Origin of the sequence: Pseudotabrizicola sp. L79, assembly GCF_036553525.1 — a bacterium.
GTDB lineage: Bacteria > Pseudomonadota > Alphaproteobacteria > Rhodobacterales > Rhodobacteraceae > Pseudotabrizicola.
In genome coordinates this window covers 313,334-334,912 of record NZ_JAZHDA010000053.1, presented here as the reverse complement: position 1 = coordinate 334,912, position 21,579 = coordinate 313,334, and the positions used below count along the sequence as shown (strand labels likewise).

Sequence of the window (21,579 nt, the reverse complement as noted above, 5' to 3'; positions counted from 1 at the left end):
ATTCCCATGCGTCTGACCGCCCTGTTCGCCTTTTGCCTGATGGTGGGCTGTGCCGCGTGGAACCGCCCGATCAACCCACCGCTTGACGGCGAAAACCTTGCCCTCGTTGATCAAAGCACGGTGCAACCCGGTGAGCTTTATGTGGGTCTGGCTTTTTCGGGTGGCGGGATGCGCGCCTCGGCCTTTGCCTATGGCATGCTTGAAGAATTGCGCGCCCAAGGCGTTGTGACCGGCACGCCGAATGGGGTGTTGGATCATGTGCGGCTGGTGTCGGGTGTGTCGGGCGGATCTGTCACTGCAGCGCAATTCGGGCTGTACGGCCCGGCGGGGCTGGTGGGTTATCGCGAACGCTATCTGCTGACCAATGCCGAGAAATACATGGCCAACTCGCCCTTGAACCCGCTGACCTTGGTCAAGGGTTTGGCAGGTGGCGCGAATGGGCGGACGACCTTTGCCCGCTATCTGGATGAAGTGCTGTTCCGCAAGGCCACCTTTGGCGATTTGCGGGCGCGGTCACAGATCAAGACCTGGATCAACGCGACCGACATGGCGAACAACACGCCGTTTCTGTTTTCACCCGAAACCTTTGATGCCCTGTGTTCCGACCTGTCGCAGGTGCCGATCAGCGAGGCGGTGGCCGCGTCGGCGGCCTTTCCGCTGGTGTTCACGCCCATCGTGCTAGAGGCGCATCAGGGCAAATGTGACTACCGCGAGCCGGATTGGCTGACGGCGGCGCGCAACAACCCCGAGGCCACCAGCGCGATGAAGGCGCAGGCGCGGGCCTTGGAAAGCTATGCAAACCCGGACGAGGTGAAATTCGTCAAGCTGCTGGATGGCGGCATCACCGACAATTTCGGAACCACAGGTCTGGCGGTCGAGCGGGCGCGGGCCCAGGCCCCCTATGCGCCGATGACCCCGCAAGAGGCCGTCAGGATGACGCGGATGCTGTTTCTGGTGGCCAATGCCGGGGTGGAAAAGGACTATAGCTGGACACAGAAAGTGCCGGGTCCGGGGGGGCTGGGGCTGGGCATGTCGATTGCCACTGCCAGCATGAGTGCGGCCACGCGATCTGGCTATGATGCGATGAAGGGAGAGTTGCGGGACTGGCAAGAAGAACTGGTCGAGTGGCGTTGCAGCCTGCCGATGGCCGAGGTGCGGCGGCTGCGCGGATCAACCACGGGCTGGGATTGCCAGGACGTCAAGCTGTTTGTCGGCCAAGCCAGCTTTGAAGCATTGCCACGCACCATGCGGGCGGAACTGAACACCATTCCCACCCGGTTGCGCCTGCCCCCCGATCAGGTTGATCAGGTGATCGAGGCCGGGCGGCTGGCCACACGGATGACACCGGAATTCAACGGTTTTCTGGCCTCGCTGTCCGGGAATGCGGTGGAAAACCGAATTGCAGCAGGCGTTGCGGCCGGTGGCCGGCGCATCCTGCCAGTGGGCCAATAGCTTTGTGACAAATACGTTCATGATCAAGAGGATGCTTGAGTGATGGGGCAGGTGGGGTATGTTGGGCGCATGACCAGAACCTTTCTTGTATCCATGATCGCAGTGCCTTTGGCTCTGTCCGCACCGATGGTGCGGGCAGAGACCGGCGCCGGTCAGGTGCGGGCGGTTCTGGTGGGGGTGGGCGACTATCTGCATCTGGATGCCGATTTGCAGGGGCCGCCAGCCGATGTGGTGCTGATGGCTGAAACGCTGATGGCGCGGGGTGTGCCTGCAACTGCGATCACGGCCCTGACCAGTGGCGCGGCACTGCCCGCTGGCGTGGTGCAGGCGGCACCGGTGCGGGCCGATATTCTGGCAGCACTAAAGGCTGTTTCGGCGGCCAGCCAACCCGGAGATACGGTGGTGTTCTACTTCTCGGGCCACGGGTCGCAGGCGCCGGATGCCAATGGCGATGAAGGGGGTGGCTATGACGAGATCTTGCTGCCCGCCGATGCCGATGCCTGGAAAGGGCAGGTGGGCGCGGTTCAGAATGCGCTGATCGACGATGAATTGGCCGCCTGGGCGCAGCCGATGCTGGCGCGCGGCGTCAAGGTGGTGGGGATCATTGATGCGTGCCATTCCGCCACCGGTTTTCGCGCTGTCGGCGGGGCGGGTGTGGCCCGCTGGGTGCCGCCAACGGCTTTGGGTCTGCCCGAAGAAGATATCAGCGACGCGCCCGCAGGTATGGCCGAACCGATGGAGGGGGAATTTGTGTTCCTTTATTCCAGCCAGTCAGATCAGCGGTCGTTTGAATACCCCAGTGCCGATGGGGCAGTCTGGCATGGCGAATTTACCCTGCGCCTGACCGAAGTGTTGCGCGAGGTGCCAGAGGCCAGTTGGGCTCAGGTTCTGGCAGCGGTGACGGATCGGATGGCCCAAGGGGCCACGCGCCAGCAGCCCGAGGCCGAGGGGCCGATGCTGTCGGCCCCGGTGTTTGGTGAGGGCCAGTTGGCGGCGCGGATGGCCGTTCAGTCTGGCAAGGTGCAGGCCGGGTTTCTGGCGGGTGTGGCGGTGGGGGCCGAACTGGCGTTTTACGCCGATGCCGCGGGCGGAGAGGCTCTGGGCACTGCCATCGTGACACGGGCCGAGGCGCGTGTGGCCGAGGTGGAGGCACTGCCCGAAGGTGCCGCCTGGGCCGAACTTGCGGTGCCCGCCCCGCCCTTGCCGCTGCAACTTGGCACGCCTTTGCGGGCACAGGCCGACGATGGTTTTGACTATGCGCTCTGGCTGGCGGCATTGCCGCCGCCCGTGGCGCAGCCCGATCTGGTGCCGATCCTGGCCGACGGCGGGGTGGCCCTGGCAGGCCCCGACGCAGTGCTTGACCCCGAAGGCCCTGGGTCCAGCCCGCGCATCCGCCCCGAACCGGGCGAGACAGAGGCCGAGGCCGTGGCGCGGGTTCTGGCGCAGGTGGGCTATGGTCTGCGACTGCGGCAGCTTTTGCTGGCCGGCGGGGGTAAGGCGCGCACGCTGACTGCGCGACCCGTGCTGGAGGTGGCGTTGGAAAAACGCCCCGCCGATTTGGTGGAAGAAGATTGCAGCACCGCCGGCCCTGCCGTGGCTTTTGAAGGTGATGCCGCGCGCTGTGACCAGTTGTGGCTGGAGGTGAAGAACACCTCGGGCAAGGATCAGGATGTGTCTGTGCTGTATCTGGCGGGCGATTATACGGTGCAGGCGATCTGGCCCAGCCGGGGCCTGTCGAACCGGCTGGCCCATGGTGAAACACTGCGCACCGGGTTGCAGATCGCACCCGACAGCCCGCCCGCGATCGAGGAACTGTGGGTGCTGGCGGTTCCAGCCACCGAAGACGGGCCACGCACCGATCTGACGCAATTGGCCACGCCAACCGCCACCCGTGCGGTTGCGACCGGGGCTGGTGCGCCGCTGATGCAGTGGATGGATCGCCAGCTGGCCGATGATGGGGAGGGCACAAGGGGCTTTGCGCCCAAGCCAACACCGTTTAACCTGATCCGAAAAACGGTTCGGATCAGGCCCGAGAACTGATGACGTTGACATGCCAAAGTGCATAGGGAGACTGAGATGAAGACCTATTTTGCCTGCATGACTTTGCCGTTTCTGGCCAGTGTGGCCGTGGCACAAGATCAACCGGATTTCGGACCGGGGATGAACACCTCACCCTTTGCCTATGCCCAATCGGGTAAAAAGGCCGAACATATGAAATCGGCTGCGGCCGAAGCGGGCGGTGGCAAGGTGATCGGGGGCCAGGAGGCTGCTGACGGGGCCTGGCCCTGGCAGGTGGCGCTGATGATCAACGGTGCCCCCCAATCGCCCGAGGGGCAGTTCTGCGGCGGCTCGATGATTTTGGACCGCTGGGTTCTGACAGCGGCGCATTGCGTGCATATGTCGGACAAGGACGGAAATTGGGGCGATATCCCGGCCCAGGCGATCAGCATTCAGGTGGGGTCGAACGTGCTGGCCCCCGGTCAGGGTGATCTGGTGCCGGTTGAAAAGATCATCCGCCACCCGAACTATGTGGGGTGGGAGTTTGACCACGACATTGCGCTGATCAAACTGGCCCGCGCCCCCAACGCCCGCTATTCGACGATCAAGGTGCCGGATGCCGAATTTGGCGACATGCTGGATCAGCCCGGCGTAACGACCATCGTCACCGGATGGGGCCTGACCGATGGTGGTGGGCGCCCCGAAACCCTGCGTCAGGCCGAAATCCAGATGCTGGACCGAGAGCTGTGCAATCAGGCCATGCTAGAGGCCCGCGCGGATGAGGCCGTCAAGGGTTTTGGCTATGCGGTCAATGCCTTTGGCATCAAGGAAGACGATGCCTATGCGCTGTGGGATCAACTGGTGTCGAAAGCGCCGATCCCGATGAGCGGCAACATGCTGTGCTCGGGCACCTATGAGGGTGGCAAGACAGCCTGTTCGGGTGACTCGGGCGGGCCGCTGGTGGTTCCGTTGACCGATGGCAGCTATATTCAGGCGGGCGTTGTGTCTTGGGGGCTTGCGGCCTCGAATGGTGAAGGCTGCGAAGAAAGCGCCCTGTTCTCGGCCTATACCCGTGTGTCGAACTTCCTGCCTTGGCTGGAACAGACCATCGGCCAGAACTAAGGGATCACTTGCCAACAGCGCCCCCTTGGCGTGGCCAGGGTTGTGTTGGTGGGCAAGGCCTTTGTGACAGCGAACCAGACCCGCCCATAAAGGGCGGGTTTTTTATGTCGTGCGGTCTTGGGCAGCAGGGCAGGTTGCCAAGCCTAAAGGATGCGGGCCAAGGGATCATCTGCCAGCGTGGGGCCGGCGTTAACCCCGCCTTAACCATTGCAGCGCACCGTGGTGTCCATGCGGTATGTTGCTTTGGCCCTTTGTTTAGTGTTGCTTGGCTGCGGTGCCCAACCGGCACCGCAGTTTCTGGGCGCAACACGCACAGATGTAATGCGCGACGGGCGCGCCTATACGGTCTTTCAAAAGGAGGAGCGGGTAGAGGTGATCCGCCTTGGCTACGCCCGCCGCGGAGAGCATGAGGCCATTCGCGCCACGATGATCGCCTTGATCCCCGATGTCACGGGGTGCAAGCTGGTTGAATCGTCGTTGCAGGGTGACAGTGGCGAAATGCGGGGCCGCCTGAGCTGCCCCAAGGGGCAGGCGGGCTGAACGTCAGTTCGTCAGCAGATAATAGCTGTTCTTGCTTTCGCCCTTGTTCTGGACGGTGACATAGAAATAGCCGTTTTCGGCCGGAACGAAATCACACATCATCTTGTCGGATGCCGACACGTCAACGCAAACTGTGTTGCCGTTGGCATCGGTGATCAAGACGTCAAGATTGGTGTCGCCATTGCCGATGATCGCGACTTCGGATTGCGATGCCCCATAAAACGGCACTTCCCAGACATCGGTCAGGCCACCGTGCAAGCCCGACAGGCGCTGAATGGCGCCACCAACGCGCCCCCGCGCGCCCTCGACCTCGGCATCGTCGATCAGCGACAGGATCAGATCATCTTCGCCTGCCAGTTCCTTGGCCATGTCCAACATTTGCGGTACGGTAACGGGGCCATCACTGTCGTCATCGTATGATCCGGCCACAGCGGTGCCGCGGGTTTCCTTTTTCACCTCGGCCCCATCCTGCAAGGCCACCGAGCCTGCCAGGCGGGCGGCAGTCAGCACGGTCAGTGCATCCTTGTTGGCCACCCCCAGCAGATACAGATCTTGCGCCATGGCAAAAATCCGTGCCCCACCCGGGGCCGTGGTCTGGGCGGCCATGATATTCGGTTCCGCCGTCTGCGACAGGGCCGGTTGGGCAAGGGTGGCAAAGGACAACAGTGCAAGGCCAAGGATGCGGGGCATGGGACAGCTCTGTGTAAAAGGGGCTATGGTCAGCATGGGCAGCAGATTGGCATCTGTTGGCCCCGATGAAAAGCGGGCATCGGATGACGAATGCTGTCATCACAGGCCAGACCGCGCCATCTTGGCCGTTTGCACTGTCGGGGAAAATCAGGTTTGGTGCGGCGCAAGGAAAGGTGGCCCAAGATGGATATGCGCAGCATTCTGGAACGGTTGGTCGGGTTCAACTCGGTCAGTTCCAACCCCAATATGGCGTTGATGGAATGGGTGCGCGATCTGCTGGCCGAGTCTGGGGTGCAGGCGGTGCTGATCCCTGATGCCACAGGGGCCAAGGCCAATCTTTACGCGACAGTTGGCCCACAAGATCGCGGTGGGGTGATGCTGTCGGGTCATATTGATGTGGTGCCGGTTGATGGGCAGGACTGGACGGTGCCGCCCTTTGCCCTGACCGAACGGGACGGGCGCTATTACGGGCGCGGCACGACCGACATGAAGGGGTTTTGCGCGGCGGCGATTGCAGCGACGATTGCAGCGGCAGGGCGTGATCTGAAAACGCCGCTTCATCTGGCGTTGTCTTATGACGAAGAGGTGGGCTGCCTTGGTGTCCGCTCGCTGATCGAGATGTTAGAGGGCGCGCCACAGCGGCCGGCGATGTGCATCGTGGGCGAGCCGACCAGTATGGCTGTTGCCACCGGGCACAAGGGCAAGGTGGCCTTGCGCGCCACTTGCACGGGCCGCGAGGGACATTCGGCCCTTGCCCCGCTGGCGCTGAATGCGCTGCATCTTGCGGCCGATTTCATCCGGGCGATCCGCGATGTGCAGGGCCAGATTGCGGCGCAGGGGCTGCGCGATGGTGATTACGACGTGCCCTATACCACGGTGCATGCCGGGGTAATGCGGGGTGGGGTGCAGGTGAACATCGTGCCCAATCAGGCGGTGGTGGATTTCGAGATACGCTCGCTGGCCGAAGATGACCCCGAGGTGCTGATTGCGCGCCTGCGCGACGCCGCCGAGGCGATTGTGGCCCCCCTGCGCGCGGACTTCCCCGAAGCGTCGATCCGGGTCGATCGGCTGTGGGATTACCCCGGCCTTGGCACGCCGTCGGATGCGGGGGTGGTGAATTTCGTCAAGGGGCTGACGGGGGCCAATGGAACGATCAAGGTGGCTTATGGCACCGAAGGCGGGCTGTTTTCGCAGCGGTTGGGTATTCCGACGGTGATCTGTGGGCCGGGCAGCATGGCGCAAGGGCACAAGCCCGATGAATATGTATCGCAAGAACAGATGGCGCGGTGCGAGGCAATGCTTGCCGCCCTTTTGGCCCGCCTGGAAACGGGGCTCTGATGGCGTTAGAGCTGACCTCGCTGGCCGATCTTGGGGGGCATCGCTTTGATGATATCATCGACGTGCGCGCCCCCGCCGAATATGCCGAAGACCATCTGCCGGGCGCGATCAACCTGCCAGTTCTGGATGATGCCGAGCGCGCGCAGGTGGGCACGATCTACAAGCAGGTGTCGCCCTTTGATGCCCGCAAGATCGGCGCGGCGCTGGTGGCCAAAAATGCCTCGCTGCATTTGCGCGGGCCCTTGGCCGACCGGCCGGGGGGATGGCGGCCTTTGGTCTATTGCTGGCGCGGGGGGCAGCGGTCGGGGTCTTTCGCCTCGATCCTGTCGCAGATCGGGTGGCGGGTCGAGTTGGTCAAGGGGGGCTACAAGGCGTGGCGTGGGTTGGTGGTGCAGGCGGTTTATGACCAGCCGGTTGCCAGCCGGGTGATCGTGTTGGATGGCAACACCGGTTCGGCGAAGACCGAAGTGTTGCAGGCCCTTGCCGCGCGCGGCGTGCAGGTGATCGATCTGGAGGCGATGGCCAATCATCGCGGATCATTGTTCGGCGCCATGGGGCCACAGCCCAGCCAAAAGGCATTTGAGGGCCGGTTGGCCATGGCCCTTTCCCGGCTTGATCCGGCGCGCCCCGTGGTGGTCGAGGCCGAAAGTTCCAAAGTGGGTGAGTGCCGCGTGCCACCGCGCCTGTGGAAAGCGATGACACAGGCGCCGCGCGTGGCATTGTCGGTGCCGTTGGCGGCGCGGGCCGAGTATCTGATCCGGGCCTATGCCGATATGGTGGCAGATCAGGCCCGACTGTCCGAGGTGTTGCAGCAGTTGCGCCATGCCCATCCCGCCAAACGCGTGGCCGAATGGCAGGCCATGGCGGCCACAGGGCGCTTTGCCGAGTTGGCCGAGCAGTTGATGGATAACCATTATGACCCGCGCTATGCCAAGCATCGGGCCAGAATAGAGGTGCCCGTTACCGAAGTGCAGGCCGACCGCTTGGACGCCACCGGCATTGCAATTCTGGCGGCACGGGTTGAGGCGCTTTTGGCGACGGTCCAGGCCGCGCTGCCTTAGTCTATCTTGCGCGCTTCGGACACCAGCATGACCGGAATACCGCCCCGGATGGGAAAGGCCAGATGCGCGGCCTTGGACACCAGTTCCTGACGGTCGCGATCAAAGGTCAGCACGGCATGGGTGACCGGGCAAACCAGGCTTTCCAGCATGCGTGGGTCAAAGGTGGTGCCTTCGGAGGGGGTGGCTGTCATTGTATTACCTCTTCGCCCGACCCGCCGCGCAGGGCGAATTCGATCAGGGTGACAAGTGTTTCGCGCCGGGTTGACAGCGACGGGGCCTCAAGCAGGGCTTGTTTGTCTTCGGGGGTAAAGGGGCACAGCATTGACAGCGAGTTGATCAGCAGTTCCGTATCAGCCTCGCGCAGATTGCCCCAGTCGGTGGACAACTTCATCGCTGCCAGATAGCGCCCCAAAAGCCCCAGAAAGGCGTCACGGTCAAAGCCGGCATCAGTTTCTTCGGTCGTGGAAATGTCGCGGCCAAAGCCTGCCCAATCAACGGTGCAGCGCCGATAGGGGCTGAAACCCTGCACTTCCTCGCGGATGCGAAAGCGGCTGGTTCCGGTCAGGGTGATCATATAGCGACCATCCTCGGTTTCGGAAAAGCCGGTCAATCGACCCGCACAGCCGATGCTGTGCAAGCGTTTTTCACCGCCGGGTGTTTCGCGCGGCTGCACCATGCCGATCAGGCGGGTTTTCGTCTTCATGCAATCTTCGATCATCGCCAGATAGCGTGGTTCAAAGATATGCAGGGGCAGCCTTGCCCGGGGCAGCATCAGCGCGCCGGGCAGGGGGAAGACGGGGATGGTTTCGGGCAGGTCTTTTTGACTGATCATGATGCCCAGTGACATAGCTCGTGGCCGCGCTTAGACAAATATCATCGACGACAGTTTGCGCCGCCCCTTGAGAACGATCGGGTCTTTGGCGGGCAGGGCGTCGAAGATGGTGAAAAGTTGGGTTTTGGCAGCCCCGTCATTCCATTCGCGGTCACGACGGAACAGTTCCAGCAACTGATCCACGGCCTCTTCGGTTTTCTTGGCCGCCAGCAGGGCAGCCGCCAGATCAAAGCGGGCCTGGTGGTTCATGGGGTCGGCGGCCACGGCGGCCTCAAGCTCGGCCAGCGGGCCAGCTTTGGCGGCCTGTTTGGCCAATTCGATCTGGGCGCGCACGGCCTCGATCTCTTTGGCGGCGGTCATGCTGGGCGGCACGGCATCCAGCAGGGCAAGGGCCTTGTCCTGATCCCCAAGCGCCAGATGGGCACGAATCAGCCCGCCATATGCGGCCGCATTCTCTGGCTCTTCCTCTAGGATCGCGGCAAAGGTTTCTGCGGCATCTGCGGCGGCACCTTCCTCCAGCATCTGCTCGGCGGCCTCAAGGGCTTCGCCCAGACCGCCGTCCCCGCCAAGTGCGGCAACGCGATCGATGAATTTCTTGATCTCTGATCCCGGCAGCGCGCCCTGAAAGCCATCAACCGGCTGTCCTTGCCAGAAGGCAAAGACAGTGGGAATCGACTGGATGCGCAGTTGGCTGGCGATCATCTGGTTTTCATCGACATTCACCTTGACCATGCGCACACGGCCCTTTTCAGCCGTGACCGCAGCCTCAAGCGCGGGACCAAGCTGTTTGCACGGGCCGCACCAGGGTGCCCAGAAATCGACGATCACGGGCACGTCACGGCTCGCCTCGATCACGTCTTTCATAAAGGTCGCTTCAGAGCTGTCCTTGATCAGGTCTTTGGCGGCGGGGGCTTTGGCGGTGGTATCGTTCAGGGTAAGCATCTGATCCCTCATCAGGCGGATGGTTTGGTCATATATGCGCTTTGGTGCGCCAGAGTCCAAGGGGGGCATTGCAACCCGGGCCCTGGCCGGCCTAGCGTGGCGCCAGCACAGACAGAGGTGATCATGCCCTTTCTTCTGACATTCGGTGACAGCAACACCCACGGCACCCCGCCGATCGTTGTGCGGGGCGATTACCACCGCTATGGCGCGCAAATTCGCTGGCCACAGCTTTGCCTGCGTGCCTTGGGGCCAGAGTGGGAACTGGCGGAAGAGGGATTGCCGGGCCGGACGGCGGCCTTTGATGATCCGGTGATGGGTGACCATATGAACGGGCGGCAAGGGCTGCGCATTGCCTTGCAAAGCCACGGCCCGATTGATGTGCTGACGATCATGTTGGGCACCAATGACGTCAAGGCGCGGTTTGCCAGCACGGCCCAGATGGTGTTGGCTGGGGTGGCCGGGCTGGTGGATGTTGCACAATCGATCGATATGCAGCAGCGCCACGGCGGCTTTCGGATCTTGCTGATCTGCCCGCCGCCGGTTCAGGAAGTGGGGCCGTTGCAAGGCGAGTTCTATGGTGCCGCTGCGCGCAGCCAGGCCTTGGCGCCGCTGTATCGCGATTTCGCCGCCACCCGTGGCATCGGTTTTCTGGATGCGGGCGTGGTGATCAGCGTCAGCCCGGTAGATGGGGTGCATTTCGAAGCCGAGGCCCATGCCGCATTGGCCCAGGCGGTGTCCGGGGCGATCAGGGCGCTGTGACAGCGGGCGTCAAGTCTGACCAGCCACACAGCGCGGCCAGTTCTGCCGGGGGCGTGCCGGTATCAACGGCATCGGCCACCCGAAACCGGTGCGAGTTGCGCATGTTCCAGCGTTCGCGCAGCAAGTGCAGCCCCGAACGGCTGATCTTGGTCACCGGCGTTTGCAGGGGCAGCATCTGCGGCCATTTGCGTTGCATCCAGCGATAGCTTTCGGTGAAATCAGGGCCAAGTGTGCCGTGAAAGCGATCGTTGTGAATGCAGGGCAGGCCGATGGCATAGGCCGCACGCCCCGCAGCGCGTGCAGTGCAGACGATGTCGGTGCCATACATATGCCAACCGGGTTGGCTGTCATCAAACCGAATGCCTGATGACCGGCGCAAGACGATCAGCATTTCATCAAAGCTGTGCACCGGTTCGGGCTGCAAGGGCACGCGGCCGATGATCTGCCCAAGACTAGAGGTCCAGACCGGACCAAATTGCCGATAATCGGCGGCCACGCCGTAAGCCCCGGCCAGGGCCCAGTCGGGGTGTTGGGCCGTCAATCTTGCCAATCGGGCCATCAACAGCGCATCCCAGCCCTTGGGCAGATAGACATCATGGTGGGCAAAGACCACGATTTCGGCCTGTGTGGCATCCAAGGCGCGATTATAGGCGATACTGGCCGAGGGGGCGCCGCGTTCGACATGCAGGGGGATGCCCTGCGACACAGCAGGCGAGGCTGCCAGATTGCCGCCAAGGATGCTGTCGGAATTGCTGGCGCAGGCCAGAACAAAGGGGGCGGTCATTCAGGCGTGCCTTTGCGAGCGATCAGCAGCGTCAGCTTTTCAGCCTCGGTTTCGATGTTGTGGCGGGCAAAGGCCCGGTTGCGGGCGCTTTGCCCCATGATCGTCAGCCTGTCAAACGGGGTTTCCGCCAGATGGCAGATCGCCTCGGCCAGACTGGCTGCATCGCCTGCCGGCACCAGCCAGCCGCAATCGGGCGTCACCAGTTCGGGAATGCCAGCGATTGACGTGGCAATGACGGGCCGGCCGGCCGCCATCGCCTCCATCAGCACCATCGGCAATCCTTCGGCAAAACTGGGCAGGATAAGGGCGGTGGCGCTGTTCAGGGCCTGATGCACGCGGGCCTCATCCAGCCAGCCCGCCAAGTGAATATGGCGCCCCAGCTTTAGCGCCGCAATCTGTGCTTCGATCTGCGGTCGCATCTCGCCATCGCCCACGATCGTCAGGCGCAGGTCGGGCAGATCGGGGGCGGCCTTTGCAATGGCTTCGATCAGCAGGCCAAAGCCCTTTTGCTCGGCCAGGCGCCCGATGGCCACCAGATGCGGCCCCCCCTGCGGCAGGGGGATGGGGGTGGGAAAGCGCCAAGGCTCGATCCCGCAATGGACCACATTCAGATGGGGCCAGGTGTCAAGCGCCGCCCACCGACACAACTGACTGCGCCCAAAACTTGAAATGGCCACGACAAAGCGGGCGCGGTCGGCCTTTTCGCCAAGTGAAAGCGCGCGGGGGGCGTCAAATTCTTCGGGGCCGTGGACGGTAAAGGAATATCCCGGCCCCCCCATCTGTGCGGCCAGCATGGCAACGGTGGTGCCATTGGTGCCGAAATGCACATGCGCATGGGTCAGGCGCAGGTCATTGCAGCGGCGGGCGAAATAGGCGGCTTCGGCCAGATAGATCAGATGCCGCAGGATACCCCCGGTGCCCGGCGTGTCGCCGGCGCCACGACGCCCGCAAGCAACGGCCAACCGCAGCGCCGCCCAAGTGCCGCGTGGGTGTCTGGCGCACCAGTTCAACGCCGTGGGCAACAGGTGGCGCAGTCCCTTGTCCAGGATATGTTCGGTGCGGCCATCTTCGGCAATATCGGCGGGGTCAACCAGTGCAGCCCGATCTGAGCGCAGGGCAAAGCGATGCACATGCCAGCCCATCCGTTCAAGCGCATGAATTTCGCGCCGGATAAAGGTCTGCGACCCGCGGGGATAGGTGTTTACAAGGTAAGCAATCTTCAACAATGGGCCTCGTGCCTGGGTGCTGGGCAAGCATTTGCCAAGGATCAGGCCTTACCCCACCGGATGCAAGGGCAATGCGCGCGTTGTGGTCGGAACCGCAGGCTTTGCAAGGCTGGATCGTCGTGAATATAGTTAACGTACGATTTTGGTAAGCTGGCGTTTAACGGTGGGCAGTCCTGATGCGTTCCGAGTGCATGTTGGGAATTGTAGGATTGGCGGTCGTGATGGGCCTGTGCGGCTCGGTCCTCGTTCTTGCCATGGGGGGCGGGGTCGTCCTGGCATTTCTTTTCTATGTTTTCTTCGGCATTTCAGCACTTTGTCTTTTGTCATGGAAAGTGCCGGGTCGCCTGAAATTGTCGGAATGATTGTTTCCATACCTGCATCAATCGCGGGGCGATAACGGGCGAAAAGCCGACGTCACCTGAATGAGGGATCTGGCCTTTTTTCAGCAAGCCGAGCCAGGCGTATGATTCGCCAACCCTGCTGTTTCCTTTGGTCGTGGGCGCAAGAAACAACCCATGATTGAGATTGCGAGACTGCGGCAACCGTATGGCAGACATTGGGCAGAGAAATGGTGCCGGTGGGGCAAATAATTGGCGAAATGGTGCCGATGCCCTGTCGTCAAACATGCTGAAGATTGGGTAAACTCGGTAACTGGGGGCGCTTGATCCGAGTGCTAAGATGTTGTTCACAAGGCTGCTTGTTCCGGGCCGAAATGCCCGGACAGACGAGACTGCCACAGGGTTAGAGGTTCGGTCATTGTTTATGGCCAGGCGACTGATGATGACGGGCGGTGCTTTGTCATGAGTATCAGTTTTCCAGAAATCCCGACCCGATCGGCGACGCCGGTGGCGTCTAAATCATTGATTACATCGGGCAAGCTTGTTGGCTCGCATCGGCCTTTTGGGCTGTATCGAGAGGTTTTCAAGCGCGTGTTCGATGTGACGGCCGTCTTACTTGCCGCGCCGGTTATCGTGCCGGTGGTTGCTGTCTTGGCTGTCAGCGTGGCCCGTGACGGGGGCAGCCCGTTTTATACGCAAAACCGTATCGGCAAGGGGGGGCGTGTCTTTCGCATGTGGAAATTGCGGTCGATGGTCCGCGATGCCGATGCGCAGATGCAATTCCTGTTGGCCAATGACCCCGCGGCCAAGGCCGAATGGGAATCGACGCAAAAGCTGCGCAATGATCCCCGCATCACCAAGCTGGGCCAGTTCCTGCGGCGGTCGTCGCTGGATGAGATCCCGCAGCTTTGGAATGTGCTGATTGGCGATATGAGTTTGGTCGGCCCGCGCCCGATGATGGTCGAGCAGAAAGACATGTATCCGGGCACGGCCTATTACCTGTTGCGCCCTGGTATCACGGGCTATTGGCAAACGGCCGGGCGCAATCGCACCACGTTTCAGGCGCGTGCCGAGTATGATGCCGTTTATGAAGACAGCGTAGCCTTGGCAACCGACCTGCGGATTTTGTGGCGCACGATCAGTGTGGTGATGAACGGAACGGGCTGCTAGGGGCCCAAGACACCCGCCATGACAACGCAAAGGCCCGCCCCATACAGGGCGGGCCTTGTGCATTTCGTGACCGCAGAGGTCAGGCCAAGGACAGCATCACGACCAACAGCAGGCTGACCCCTGCCAAGATCGTTGCATTTCCGGGCATCCCGCCCGTGCGCAGGCGGCCTGCTTCACTCTCGATCAGGGTGTGAATCATCTTGCGCATCTTTTTGGCCCGATCCTTTTGGCGCAGCGCCGGGATCGCAACGATGGGGCGGATGTTCAACTCTCGCTCCATCTGGCTGCTGGTGCGGATGGCGGGGTGCATCAGATCCAGCATGAATGCCACGACCAGTGCCAGACCCAGGCTGCCAATCGCCCCTGCGATTGCAATTTTCTTGCCGCCGGATCCGATGGGATAATCTGGTGTGATGGCGCGCTCTAGCAGGGTAAAGCGATCAGATTGCTGGTTTTCGGCCAGCCGACGGGTGGTTTCGGCCTCGGCCAGTCTTTGCGCCACCACGGTGTATTGTTCCTGCAACTGGCGTTGTTGCCGGTCATAGGTGGCAAGGGCGCGCTCGACCTCGGCCACATTAGACAGCGACACGTCAAGGCTGGCCTTGCGCGCAAGGATGGGGTCACGCTGCGCGGCAAGGACGGCCAGCCTTTGGCTGATTTCTTCCAGCCTGCGGCGATCTGTGGCGCGCTGTGTCTGGGCCGCTGCGATCCGGTCTTGCTCGATTTGCAGCCCTGCGATTTCCTGATCCAGTTCGCGCAGGCCGATGTCCAATTGCGCCAGTTCGTTCTGCCGCGCCTCGCGCACCGAGGGCAGCGCATTGCGGTTGGCTTCGCGATAGGTGGCGATCTCGGCCTCTAGTGCCGAAAGCTCTTGCCAGACGCGGGCCTCTTCTGCGGTGAAGAAACTGAAATTGGCGTCGGCGACGGCTTGTTTGCCCTCTCGTCCCAGATCAAGCACACTTTGCGCCAGATCGTTGGCGATCCTGGCTGCGTTTTCGGCCGTTCCTGCCTGTGCCGAAACGATAATCGCCGAAAGCCCCCCGCCCGTGGCATTCGACACGCTTTGAAACCGGATCGACGCCCGCATCGCGGCCACCCGTTCTTCGGTTGTAAGGCCGGGCGCGTCGGCAAACAGTTGATGGCGGTTGATCAGTTCCAGCAGATTTTCGCGCGTGGTCAGGCGTTGCTCGATGTTTTGCAGCACTTGCAACGGGTTGGCCGTCTGTCCCTCGCCCAGATTGGCGACCGATGCCTGTTCCACCTGCAAAACGGCCGCTGTTTCAAAGGTATCGGGCCGGGATTTGGCATACCAGGCCCCCAGCAGGGTGCCCAGAATGGTGACAAGGGCAATCAGCGCCCAACGACGCCTGATCAGGCCGATCAGATCTTCGAGGGTTTGAATGGGTCCCATTTTATCTTTTCCCGTAGCGCAAATTGCCCAAGCCCGTGTCCTGTGCCTGGTTCAACACAACACCCAAAAGCGGCACCTTGCCGGCAAACATCTGTTCGCAGGCACGAATGTCTTTGGCTGTCGTCTTGGTGGCATCGGCAACCAGAAGAACGGCATCCACCTTGTCAGCCATGGCGATCACATCATCCCCCACCAATGTCGGCGGCAGATCGACAAGAACCAGTTCAGGGTCAAGCTGCACCTCCATCGCCTGCAAGGCATCACGCGTGTCGGGGGCGTGCAGCACATCACCCGCATCGGGAACAGGCTCTGCGTTCAGGCCAAGGGCCAAGCTGTGGCCGATCCGCACAAACAGCGATTCCATCGGTTGTGTGCCGTCCAGAAAGTCGCGCAAAGCCCCGGTAGGGGGCAGCCCAAACAGGCGGTGCAAATTGGGGCGGCGCAGATCAAGGTCGATCAGCACGGTGCGGCTGCCGGGGCGCCGGGCCAAGGCAAGCGCCAGGTTGGCCGCCGTGAACGAGCTGCCGCAGCCATGGGTTGGAGCGGTAATGGCCAGCCGCCGCCAGCCATTGGCGGCCATGGCTTGGGCGACGCGGGTGCGCAGAATGTCGAAAGTCGGGCCAACACGGCTTTCGGTCGTTTTTGTAAACAGACCGTTTCTTGCCAAGATATCCGCCTCAAGCGAGACGGCATTCAACGATTCCCAGACTCGCGCGGGGTTGAACAGGGCCAAGGGAAAAGACTCGGTAAAGATGTCACGACCCACATCAATATCGATGTCCAGCGGCCCATGATCCTTGGTCTGACCGGGGCGAAAAACCGACACGCCAGAGGGGCGGTCACGGCGTGGGTGAGACGGATCATCCTCGGGCATCACAAAAAACCCCATATCTGGTGCGTTTTTCGGAACCAACGCCTGTGTGTTGTGTCGGGCCATTAAATGGCACGCTCCTGCATAGCGCAGCCTTGGTGGGCTGCATCGGTTTTCTAAACCCGCTACACAGCAGGCAGTGACATTGGGTCCTCGGGCATGAAAGGGCTGGAAACATCCCATTTTCCCCTGTGCCAGATTCGCCGGGCCCCCGCCCAATTCTTTTCAGTGTTAGCAGATAAACCCCGGAAATGGAAGGGTTTGCCCCGAATGGCGCGGGCTGGTGGCTTGGCGCTGCCGACCATTTGTGGCTATGGTCCAAGCCAGTGACGCAAGGATGCCAATGCCAGAAAGCCCCCGCCCTGTTCCTGTTGATGCCGTGGTCATCGGGCGCAATGAAGGCGCGCGATTGCAGGCCTGTCTGAACTCACTGTTGGGGCAGGTGCGGCGGGTCATCTATGTGGATAGCGGATCAACCGACGGCTCGGTTCCCATGGCGCAGGCCATGGGGGTGCAGGTGGTGGCACTGGATATGACGATGCCCTTTACGGCCGCGCGGGCACGCAATGCGGGCTGGCAGGCATTGCAGGGTGATCCCCCTGATTTCGTGCAATTCGTCGATGGCGATTGTCAGGTTCAGCCGGGCTGGATTGCGGCGGCCCGGATGGCCTTTGATCAGCATCCGGCGGCAGTCGTGGTCTGTGGGCGGCGACGCGAAAGCAGGCCAGAGCTTTCGATCTACAATCGTCTGGCAGATATAGAGTGGGACACGCCCGTCGGGCAGGCGCGGGCCTGCGGCGGGGATGCCCTGATGCGCTTTGCGGCGGTGCAGGCCGTTGGTGGCTATGACCCCGCGCTGATTGCCGGGGAAGAGCCTGACCTGTGTTTGCGTCTGCGGCGCAACGGGGGGGAAGTTTGGCGGATCAATGCCGAGATGACCCTGCATGACGCGGCGATGACCCGGTTTTCGCAATGGTGGCGACGCAGCAGGCGTGCTGGCTTTGCCTTTGCCGAGGGCGCGGCGCGGCATGGGGCGGGGCCCGAGCGGCATTGGGTGGCCGAAACGCGCCGGGCCTTGATCTGGGGCTTTGCGCTGCCTGCGGCTGTGTTGGCCGGTGCGCTGCTCTTTGCGCCCCTGCTGCTTGGGCTGCTTGTCTATCCGTTGCAAGTGGGTCGCCTGGCGCGGCGTGGCGGATGGGCTTGGGCCTTTTTCACCGTTCTGGGCAAGTTCGCCGAAGCGCAGGGCGCATTGGAATTCTATCTGCGGCGCCTGATCGGGCGAAAGCGCGGGCTGTTGGAATACAAGTGATCACTGCCTGCGTTGGCGAAGGGCGTCCAGTGCCTGACCGGGCAAGATGGCCGCACAAGACGCATAGCGCGGCAGCAAGCGACGGGGGGCCGACAGGGCACGCCACAGCCATTCCATCGCGATTGCACGCACCCATTTCGGCGCACGAATCTGCTGGCCGGCCACAAAATCAAGACCGGCGCCAAAACCGCAAAAGCCGATTTCAGGGGCAAGGTCATGGCCAAAGGCGGCAAAGGCTTCTTGCCGGGGGGCGGTCAGCGAGATGATGCACAGACGCGCCCCGGCGGCCTGCATCTGTTGCACGGCGCGATGCGCCTCGGGGCTGGTTGGGTCAAAACCCATCGGGGGGGCGGCTGTCCAGACGATGTTCAGCCCCGGCACCTGATGCTGCAGCCGCTTGGCCGCAAGGCCCAGAACCTGCGGAGAGGAGCCAAAAAAGGCGACTGGCATCGCCTCGGCAGCGGCGCAACGCAACAGGGGCAGCAACAGATCAGATCCGGGCACCAGCGACACAGGCTTGCCAGCCAGTTTCGACAACCAGACGATCGGGTTGCCATCGGCCACGATCAGGCTTTGCGCAGCATAGACCTGTCGATAGGCCGCCGAGCGCCGCAGTTTGACAAGGTGATCAAGGTTGATGGTCGCCAGCGAAAATCCCCGCCCTGCCCGAAGGCGCGCCGTGATTTCGGCCAGAACCGCCGCCTGATCAGGCATGTTGATCGTGATGGTCTGGTCAGAAAACCGAAACTGCATGGCGCGCGTCGCATCCTTATGGGCTGGCGCGCTGATAGCATGCGCGGCAGCGCGGGGGCGAAAAAATGTGATGAAAGCCTGGGGAAAGACTGTTTCGCCATGCCAAAGCCCCTATTGTGGCGTGGCGGTGCCATACTGCGCGTGACACTGGCACCAGATCGAAACCGATGGACCCAGAACCGCAACAGCAGAATGCCTATTGCCAACCCGCTTGCCTATTTCATGCTGGCCATATGGCCGGTCTTCGCTTGGTTTTTGTACCAGCGGCTTGATCCGGCACGCGCGCTGATCTGGGTTATTCTGGGCGGTTACATGCTGCTGCCCCCGGTGATCGCGATCGATCTGCCGATGGTGCCCGATTTCGACAAATATTCGATCCCAAATCTGGCGGCGGCGGCGGCGGTTGTCTTTTTGCTGAAAGACCGGTTCAGCCTGTGGCCGCAAAGTTGGCTGATGCGGGGATTGATCATTCTTTATGTCGCCGGGCCGTTCGGCACCGTTCTGGTCAACAGCGCGCCGCTTTACTTTGAACAGGCGACGATCCCGGCCCTGCGCCTCTATGACTCGCTGGCACTGGTGGCGAACCAGATGATCACGTTGTTTCCGTTCTTTCTGGCCCGCAAATATCTGGCGACGGATCAGGGATTGCGGGCGGTGATTGTGGCCTTGGTCGTGGCCGGGCTGATATATTCGGTGCCAATGCTGTTTGAATCGCGCATGTCACCGCAACTGAACCTGCGCATTTACGGCTATTTCCAGCATGATTTCAGCCAAGCCATCCGGTTTGGGGGGTTTCGGCCCTTTGTCTTCATGCCGCATGGCCTGTGGGTGGCTTTCTTTGCGCTGATGTCTTTGTTGGCGGCGGTAACGCTGTTTCGCGTGGGGCCAGCGATGGCGCGCCCGCGCCAGGTGCTGACCGTGCTTTATCTTGCGGTCGTGCTGCTGTTGTGCCGCAGTGCGGGGCCGGTGATCTATGCGCTGCTGTTGGTGCCGGTGCTGTTGATATTGCCGCGTCGGCTGCACTTGATGATCGCCGTTGCCATGGCGGTTCTGGTGATCACCTATCCGCTGTTGCGCGGCGCGCATCTTGTGCCGATCGATGACATGCTGAACCTTGCCATGGCGCTGAACGAAGAGCGTGGCCAGTCGCTGGCCTTTCGCATCAACAGCGAGGAATTGCTGTTGGCCCGCGCGGCCGAGCATCCGGTCTTTGGCTGGGGCGGTTATGGGCGCAATATGCTGCATGATCCGGTCACTGGTCAGATTTCGGTCATTGCCGATGGGGGCTGGATTCTGACTTTGGGTGTGAACGGTTGGGTTGGGTATATTTCGGAATTTGGCCTGCTGGTGGTGCCGCTGATCCTGGTCGCGCGTGAAGGTCTGGCGCGTCAGGGTGCGGCGCTGTCGCCCTATCTGGGGGCGGTTGCCCTGATCCTTGCGGCCAATCTGGTTGACCTGCTGCCCAATGATACGCTGATCCCCTTTACCTGGCTGCTGGCCGGGGCGTTGTTGGGCCATGCCGAGGCCATGGCCCGCGACAGACGCACCCAGCGGGCGGCAGCCTTTGCCGCGAAATTCAAACCGGGACGCACCGTGATATGACAGATGCCCGCAAACCCCGTGTTCTGGTCATGGCCGAGGCCGCGAACCCCGAATGGGTTTCAGTGCCCTTGGTGGGCTGGTCGATGGCGCGCGCGCTGCAAGCGGTGGCGGACGTGCATGTCGTGACCCAGGTGCGCAACCGCGAGGCATTTTTGCGGGCGGGCCTGAGAGAGGGGCAGGATTTCACCGCCATCGACTCAGAGGCCCTGGCCCGCCCCCTTTGGCGGCTTGGGGCGTGGCTTTCGGGCGGCGACGGCAAGGGGTGGACGATTCAGCAGGCCGTGCAAACGATCAGCTATCCTTATTTCGAACATCTGGTCTGGCGCCGGTTCAGGGCCGATCTCCGTGCAGGCCGGTTTGATCTTGTCCATCGCATCACGCCGTTGTCGCCTGTGCAGCAAAGCCCGATTGCCGCCAAATGCCGCCGGGCGGGTGTGCCGTTCGTGCTGGGTCCGATCAACGGCGGCGTGCCTTGGCCCAAAGGGTTTGAGGCCGAGATGAAGCGTGAAAACGAATGGCTCAGCCGGTTGCGCGGCCTGTATCGTGCCTTGCCGGGGCGGACGGGCACCTTGCGGGCCGATGCCATTCTGGCCGGGTCACGTCAGACCATGCGCGATATTCCTGCCGCGCATCAGGGCCGGGTGATCTACCTGCCGGAAAACGCCATCGATCCCGCGCGGTTCTGGCGGCAGGCCAGTCATGGCCAGCCCGGCCCCTTGCGGGCCTGTTTCATCGGGCGTCTGGTGCCGCTGAAAGGTGTGGACATGCTGCTTGCTGCGGCGGCCCCCCTGTTGACCAGCGGCCAGTTGGTGCTGGACATCGTGGGCGATGGCGACATGATGCCGGCCTTGCGCGCCCAAGCATCGCCCTTTGGCGATGCGGTGGTGTTTCACGGCTGGCAAAAGCATGAGGCCGTGCAGGATATCGCCGCGCGCTGCACCGTGCTGGCCTTTCCGTCAATCCGTGAGTTTGGCGGCGGTGTGGTGCTAGAGGCAATGGCCCTTGGCCTGTGCCCGATTGTGATCGACTATGCCGGGCCTGCCGAATTGGTCACGGATGCCACAGGCTTTAAGGTGCCGATTGGGCCACGCGCGACGGTTATTGAGGGTTTGGCAACCGCTTTACAGGCATGTTGCGAAAACCCCGAAGGTGTGGCGCAGAAGGGTGCTGCCGCGCGCGACCGGGTGCAGGCCCTGTTCACATGGGGGCGCAAGGCCGATCAATTGGCACAGGTCTATGCCTGGGTATTGGGACAAACCCCTGAAAAGCCCATATTCTTTGATGGGCCCTAAGGCGGGCTTGCACGGCTGGCTTGCTGGGCCAGCGGGTCACATTCCTTAATTTCGTCAAGTTTGTTAGTTAGCGAAAACCGTTATGATTG

The 21,579-nt window shown here is 62.2% G+C and carries 20 protein-coding genes; 11 read left to right on the top strand and 9 right to left on the bottom strand.

The window, feature by feature from the left end; genetic code table 11:
• Window positions 1-6 precede the first annotated feature (6 nt).
• The 4 genes from V3C85_RS16540 (at window position 7) to V3C85_RS16525 (ending at window position 5,112) form a co-directional block, all read left to right on the top strand.
• Window positions 7-1,452: a patatin-like phospholipase family protein gene (locus V3C85_RS16540; RefSeq protein WP_331796480.1), complete on the top strand. Its 1,446-nt coding sequence runs from the start codon at window positions 7-9 to the stop codon at window positions 1,450-1,452.
• A gap of 93 nt (window positions 1,453-1,545) precedes the next feature.
• Window positions 1,546-3,492 (top strand): caspase family protein, encoded by a 1,947-nt coding sequence (locus tag V3C85_RS16535; protein WP_331796479.1) that lies wholly within the window; start codon window positions 1,546-1,548, stop codon window positions 3,490-3,492.
• Window positions 3,493-3,528: 36 nt separating this feature from the next.
• Window positions 3,529-4,572 (top strand): serine protease, encoded by a 1,044-nt coding sequence (locus V3C85_RS16530; protein WP_331796478.1) that lies wholly within the window; start codon window positions 3,529-3,531, stop codon window positions 4,570-4,572.
• Window positions 4,573-4,893: 321 nt separating this feature from the next.
• Entirely contained in the window at window positions 4,894-5,112 is a 219-nt protein-coding gene (locus V3C85_RS16525) for a hypothetical protein (RefSeq protein ID WP_331796477.1), read from the top strand.
• 3 nt (window positions 5,113-5,115) lie between these two features.
• On the opposite strand, the gene V3C85_RS16520 is transcribed toward V3C85_RS16525, so the two are convergent.
• Window positions 5,116-5,802: a hypothetical protein gene (locus tag V3C85_RS16520; RefSeq protein WP_331796476.1), complete on the bottom strand. Its 687-nt coding sequence runs from the start codon at window positions 5,800-5,802 to the stop codon at window positions 5,116-5,118.
• Between the two features lie 183 nt (window positions 5,803-5,985).
• Here V3C85_RS16520 and argE point away from each other — a divergent pair, with 183 nt between their 5' ends.
• Both argE and mnmH read left to right on the top strand, forming a co-directional pair.
• Complete coding sequence (argE, locus tag V3C85_RS16515) at window positions 5,986-7,140, top strand: acetylornithine deacetylase (RefSeq protein ID WP_331796475.1); 1,155 nt, start codon at window positions 5,986-5,988, stop codon at window positions 7,138-7,140.
• Entirely contained in the window at window positions 7,140-8,201 is a 1,062-nt protein-coding gene (gene mnmH / locus V3C85_RS16510; protein ID WP_331796474.1) for a tRNA 2-selenouridine(34) synthase MnmH, read from the top strand. The genes argE and mnmH overlap by 1 nt, the downstream gene beginning before the upstream one ends.
• On the opposite strand, the gene V3C85_RS16505 is transcribed toward mnmH, so the two are convergent.
• Genes V3C85_RS16505 through trxA form a run of 3 tightly spaced genes read right to left on the bottom strand, consistent with a single transcriptional unit; the run spans window position 8,198 to window position 9,987 of the window.
• Window positions 8,198-8,392 carry a Trm112 family protein gene (locus V3C85_RS16505; RefSeq protein ID WP_331796473.1) on the bottom strand — a complete coding sequence of 65 codons (195 nt, stop codon included), beginning with the start codon at window positions 8,390-8,392 and terminating at the stop codon, window positions 8,198-8,200. The genes mnmH and V3C85_RS16505 overlap by 4 nt on opposite strands.
• Window positions 8,389-9,033 carry an LON peptidase substrate-binding domain-containing protein gene (locus V3C85_RS16500; protein WP_331796823.1) on the bottom strand — a complete coding sequence of 215 codons (645 nt, stop codon included), beginning with the start codon at window positions 9,031-9,033 and terminating at the stop codon, window positions 8,389-8,391. The genes V3C85_RS16505 and V3C85_RS16500 overlap by 4 nt, the downstream gene beginning before the upstream one ends.
• A gap of 30 nt (window positions 9,034-9,063) precedes the next feature.
• On the bottom strand, window positions 9,064-9,987 hold the full coding sequence (gene trxA, locus V3C85_RS16495; protein WP_445942033.1) for a thioredoxin: 924 nt from the start codon (window positions 9,985-9,987) through the stop codon (window positions 9,064-9,066).
• A gap of 111 nt (window positions 9,988-10,098) precedes the next feature.
• On the opposite strand from trxA, the gene V3C85_RS16490 reads away from it, so the two are divergent.
• Window positions 10,099-10,734: an SGNH/GDSL hydrolase family protein gene (locus tag V3C85_RS16490; protein WP_331796471.1), complete on the top strand. Its 636-nt coding sequence runs from the start codon at window positions 10,099-10,101 to the stop codon at window positions 10,732-10,734.
• Here V3C85_RS16490 and V3C85_RS16485 read toward each other — a convergent pair.
• Together V3C85_RS16485 and V3C85_RS16480 are read right to left on the bottom strand one after the other, a co-directional pair.
• Window positions 10,721-11,518, bottom strand: coding sequence for a hypothetical protein (locus tag V3C85_RS16485; protein WP_331796469.1), 798 nt, complete (start codon window positions 11,516-11,518; stop codon window positions 10,721-10,723). The genes V3C85_RS16490 and V3C85_RS16485 overlap by 14 nt on opposite strands.
• Complete coding sequence (locus tag V3C85_RS16480; RefSeq protein ID WP_331796820.1) at window positions 11,515-12,741, bottom strand: glycosyltransferase; 1,227 nt, start codon at window positions 12,739-12,741, stop codon at window positions 11,515-11,517. Before V3C85_RS16480 ends, V3C85_RS16485 begins: the two co-directional genes overlap by 4 nt.
• A gap of 803 nt (window positions 12,742-13,544) precedes the next feature.
• Between V3C85_RS16480 and V3C85_RS16475 the strand changes: the two genes are divergently transcribed.
• A complete protein-coding gene (locus V3C85_RS16475) occupies window positions 13,545-14,252 on the top strand; it encodes a sugar transferase (RefSeq protein ID WP_331796467.1) in 708 nt (235 codons plus the stop codon).
• A gap of 79 nt (window positions 14,253-14,331) precedes the next feature.
• Here V3C85_RS16475 and V3C85_RS16470 read toward each other — a convergent pair whose 3' ends face one another.
• On the bottom strand, window positions 14,332-15,663 hold the full coding sequence (locus V3C85_RS16470) for a GumC family protein (protein WP_331796465.1): 1,332 nt from the start codon (window positions 15,661-15,663) through the stop codon (window positions 14,332-14,334).
• Window position 15,664: 1 nt separating this feature from the next.
• Window positions 15,665-16,537: a CpsD/CapB family tyrosine-protein kinase gene (locus tag V3C85_RS16465; protein ID WP_331796464.1), complete on the bottom strand. Its 873-nt coding sequence runs from the start codon at window positions 16,535-16,537 to the stop codon at window positions 15,665-15,667.
• Window positions 16,538-16,877: 340 nt separating this feature from the next.
• On the opposite strand from V3C85_RS16465, the gene V3C85_RS16460 reads away from it, so the two are divergent.
• Window positions 16,878-17,843: a glycosyltransferase family 2 protein gene (locus tag V3C85_RS16460; RefSeq protein WP_331796463.1), complete on the top strand. Its 966-nt coding sequence runs from the start codon at window positions 16,878-16,880 to the stop codon at window positions 17,841-17,843.
• Here V3C85_RS16460 and V3C85_RS16455 read toward each other — a convergent pair whose 3' ends face one another.
• Complete coding sequence (locus V3C85_RS16455; RefSeq protein WP_331796462.1) at window positions 17,844-18,596, bottom strand: WecB/TagA/CpsF family glycosyltransferase; 753 nt, start codon at window positions 18,594-18,596, stop codon at window positions 17,844-17,846.
• Between the two features lie 192 nt (window positions 18,597-18,788).
• On the opposite strand from V3C85_RS16455, the gene V3C85_RS16450 reads away from it, so the two are divergent.
• A complete protein-coding gene (locus tag V3C85_RS16450) occupies window positions 18,789-20,198 on the top strand; it encodes a hypothetical protein (RefSeq protein WP_331796461.1) in 1,410 nt (469 codons plus the stop codon).
• Window positions 20,195-21,490 (top strand): glycosyltransferase family 4 protein, encoded by a 1,296-nt coding sequence (locus tag V3C85_RS16445; RefSeq protein ID WP_331796459.1) that lies wholly within the window; start codon window positions 20,195-20,197, stop codon window positions 21,488-21,490. The genes V3C85_RS16450 and V3C85_RS16445 overlap by 4 nt, the downstream gene beginning before the upstream one ends.
• Window positions 21,491-21,579: the final 89 nt, after the last annotated feature.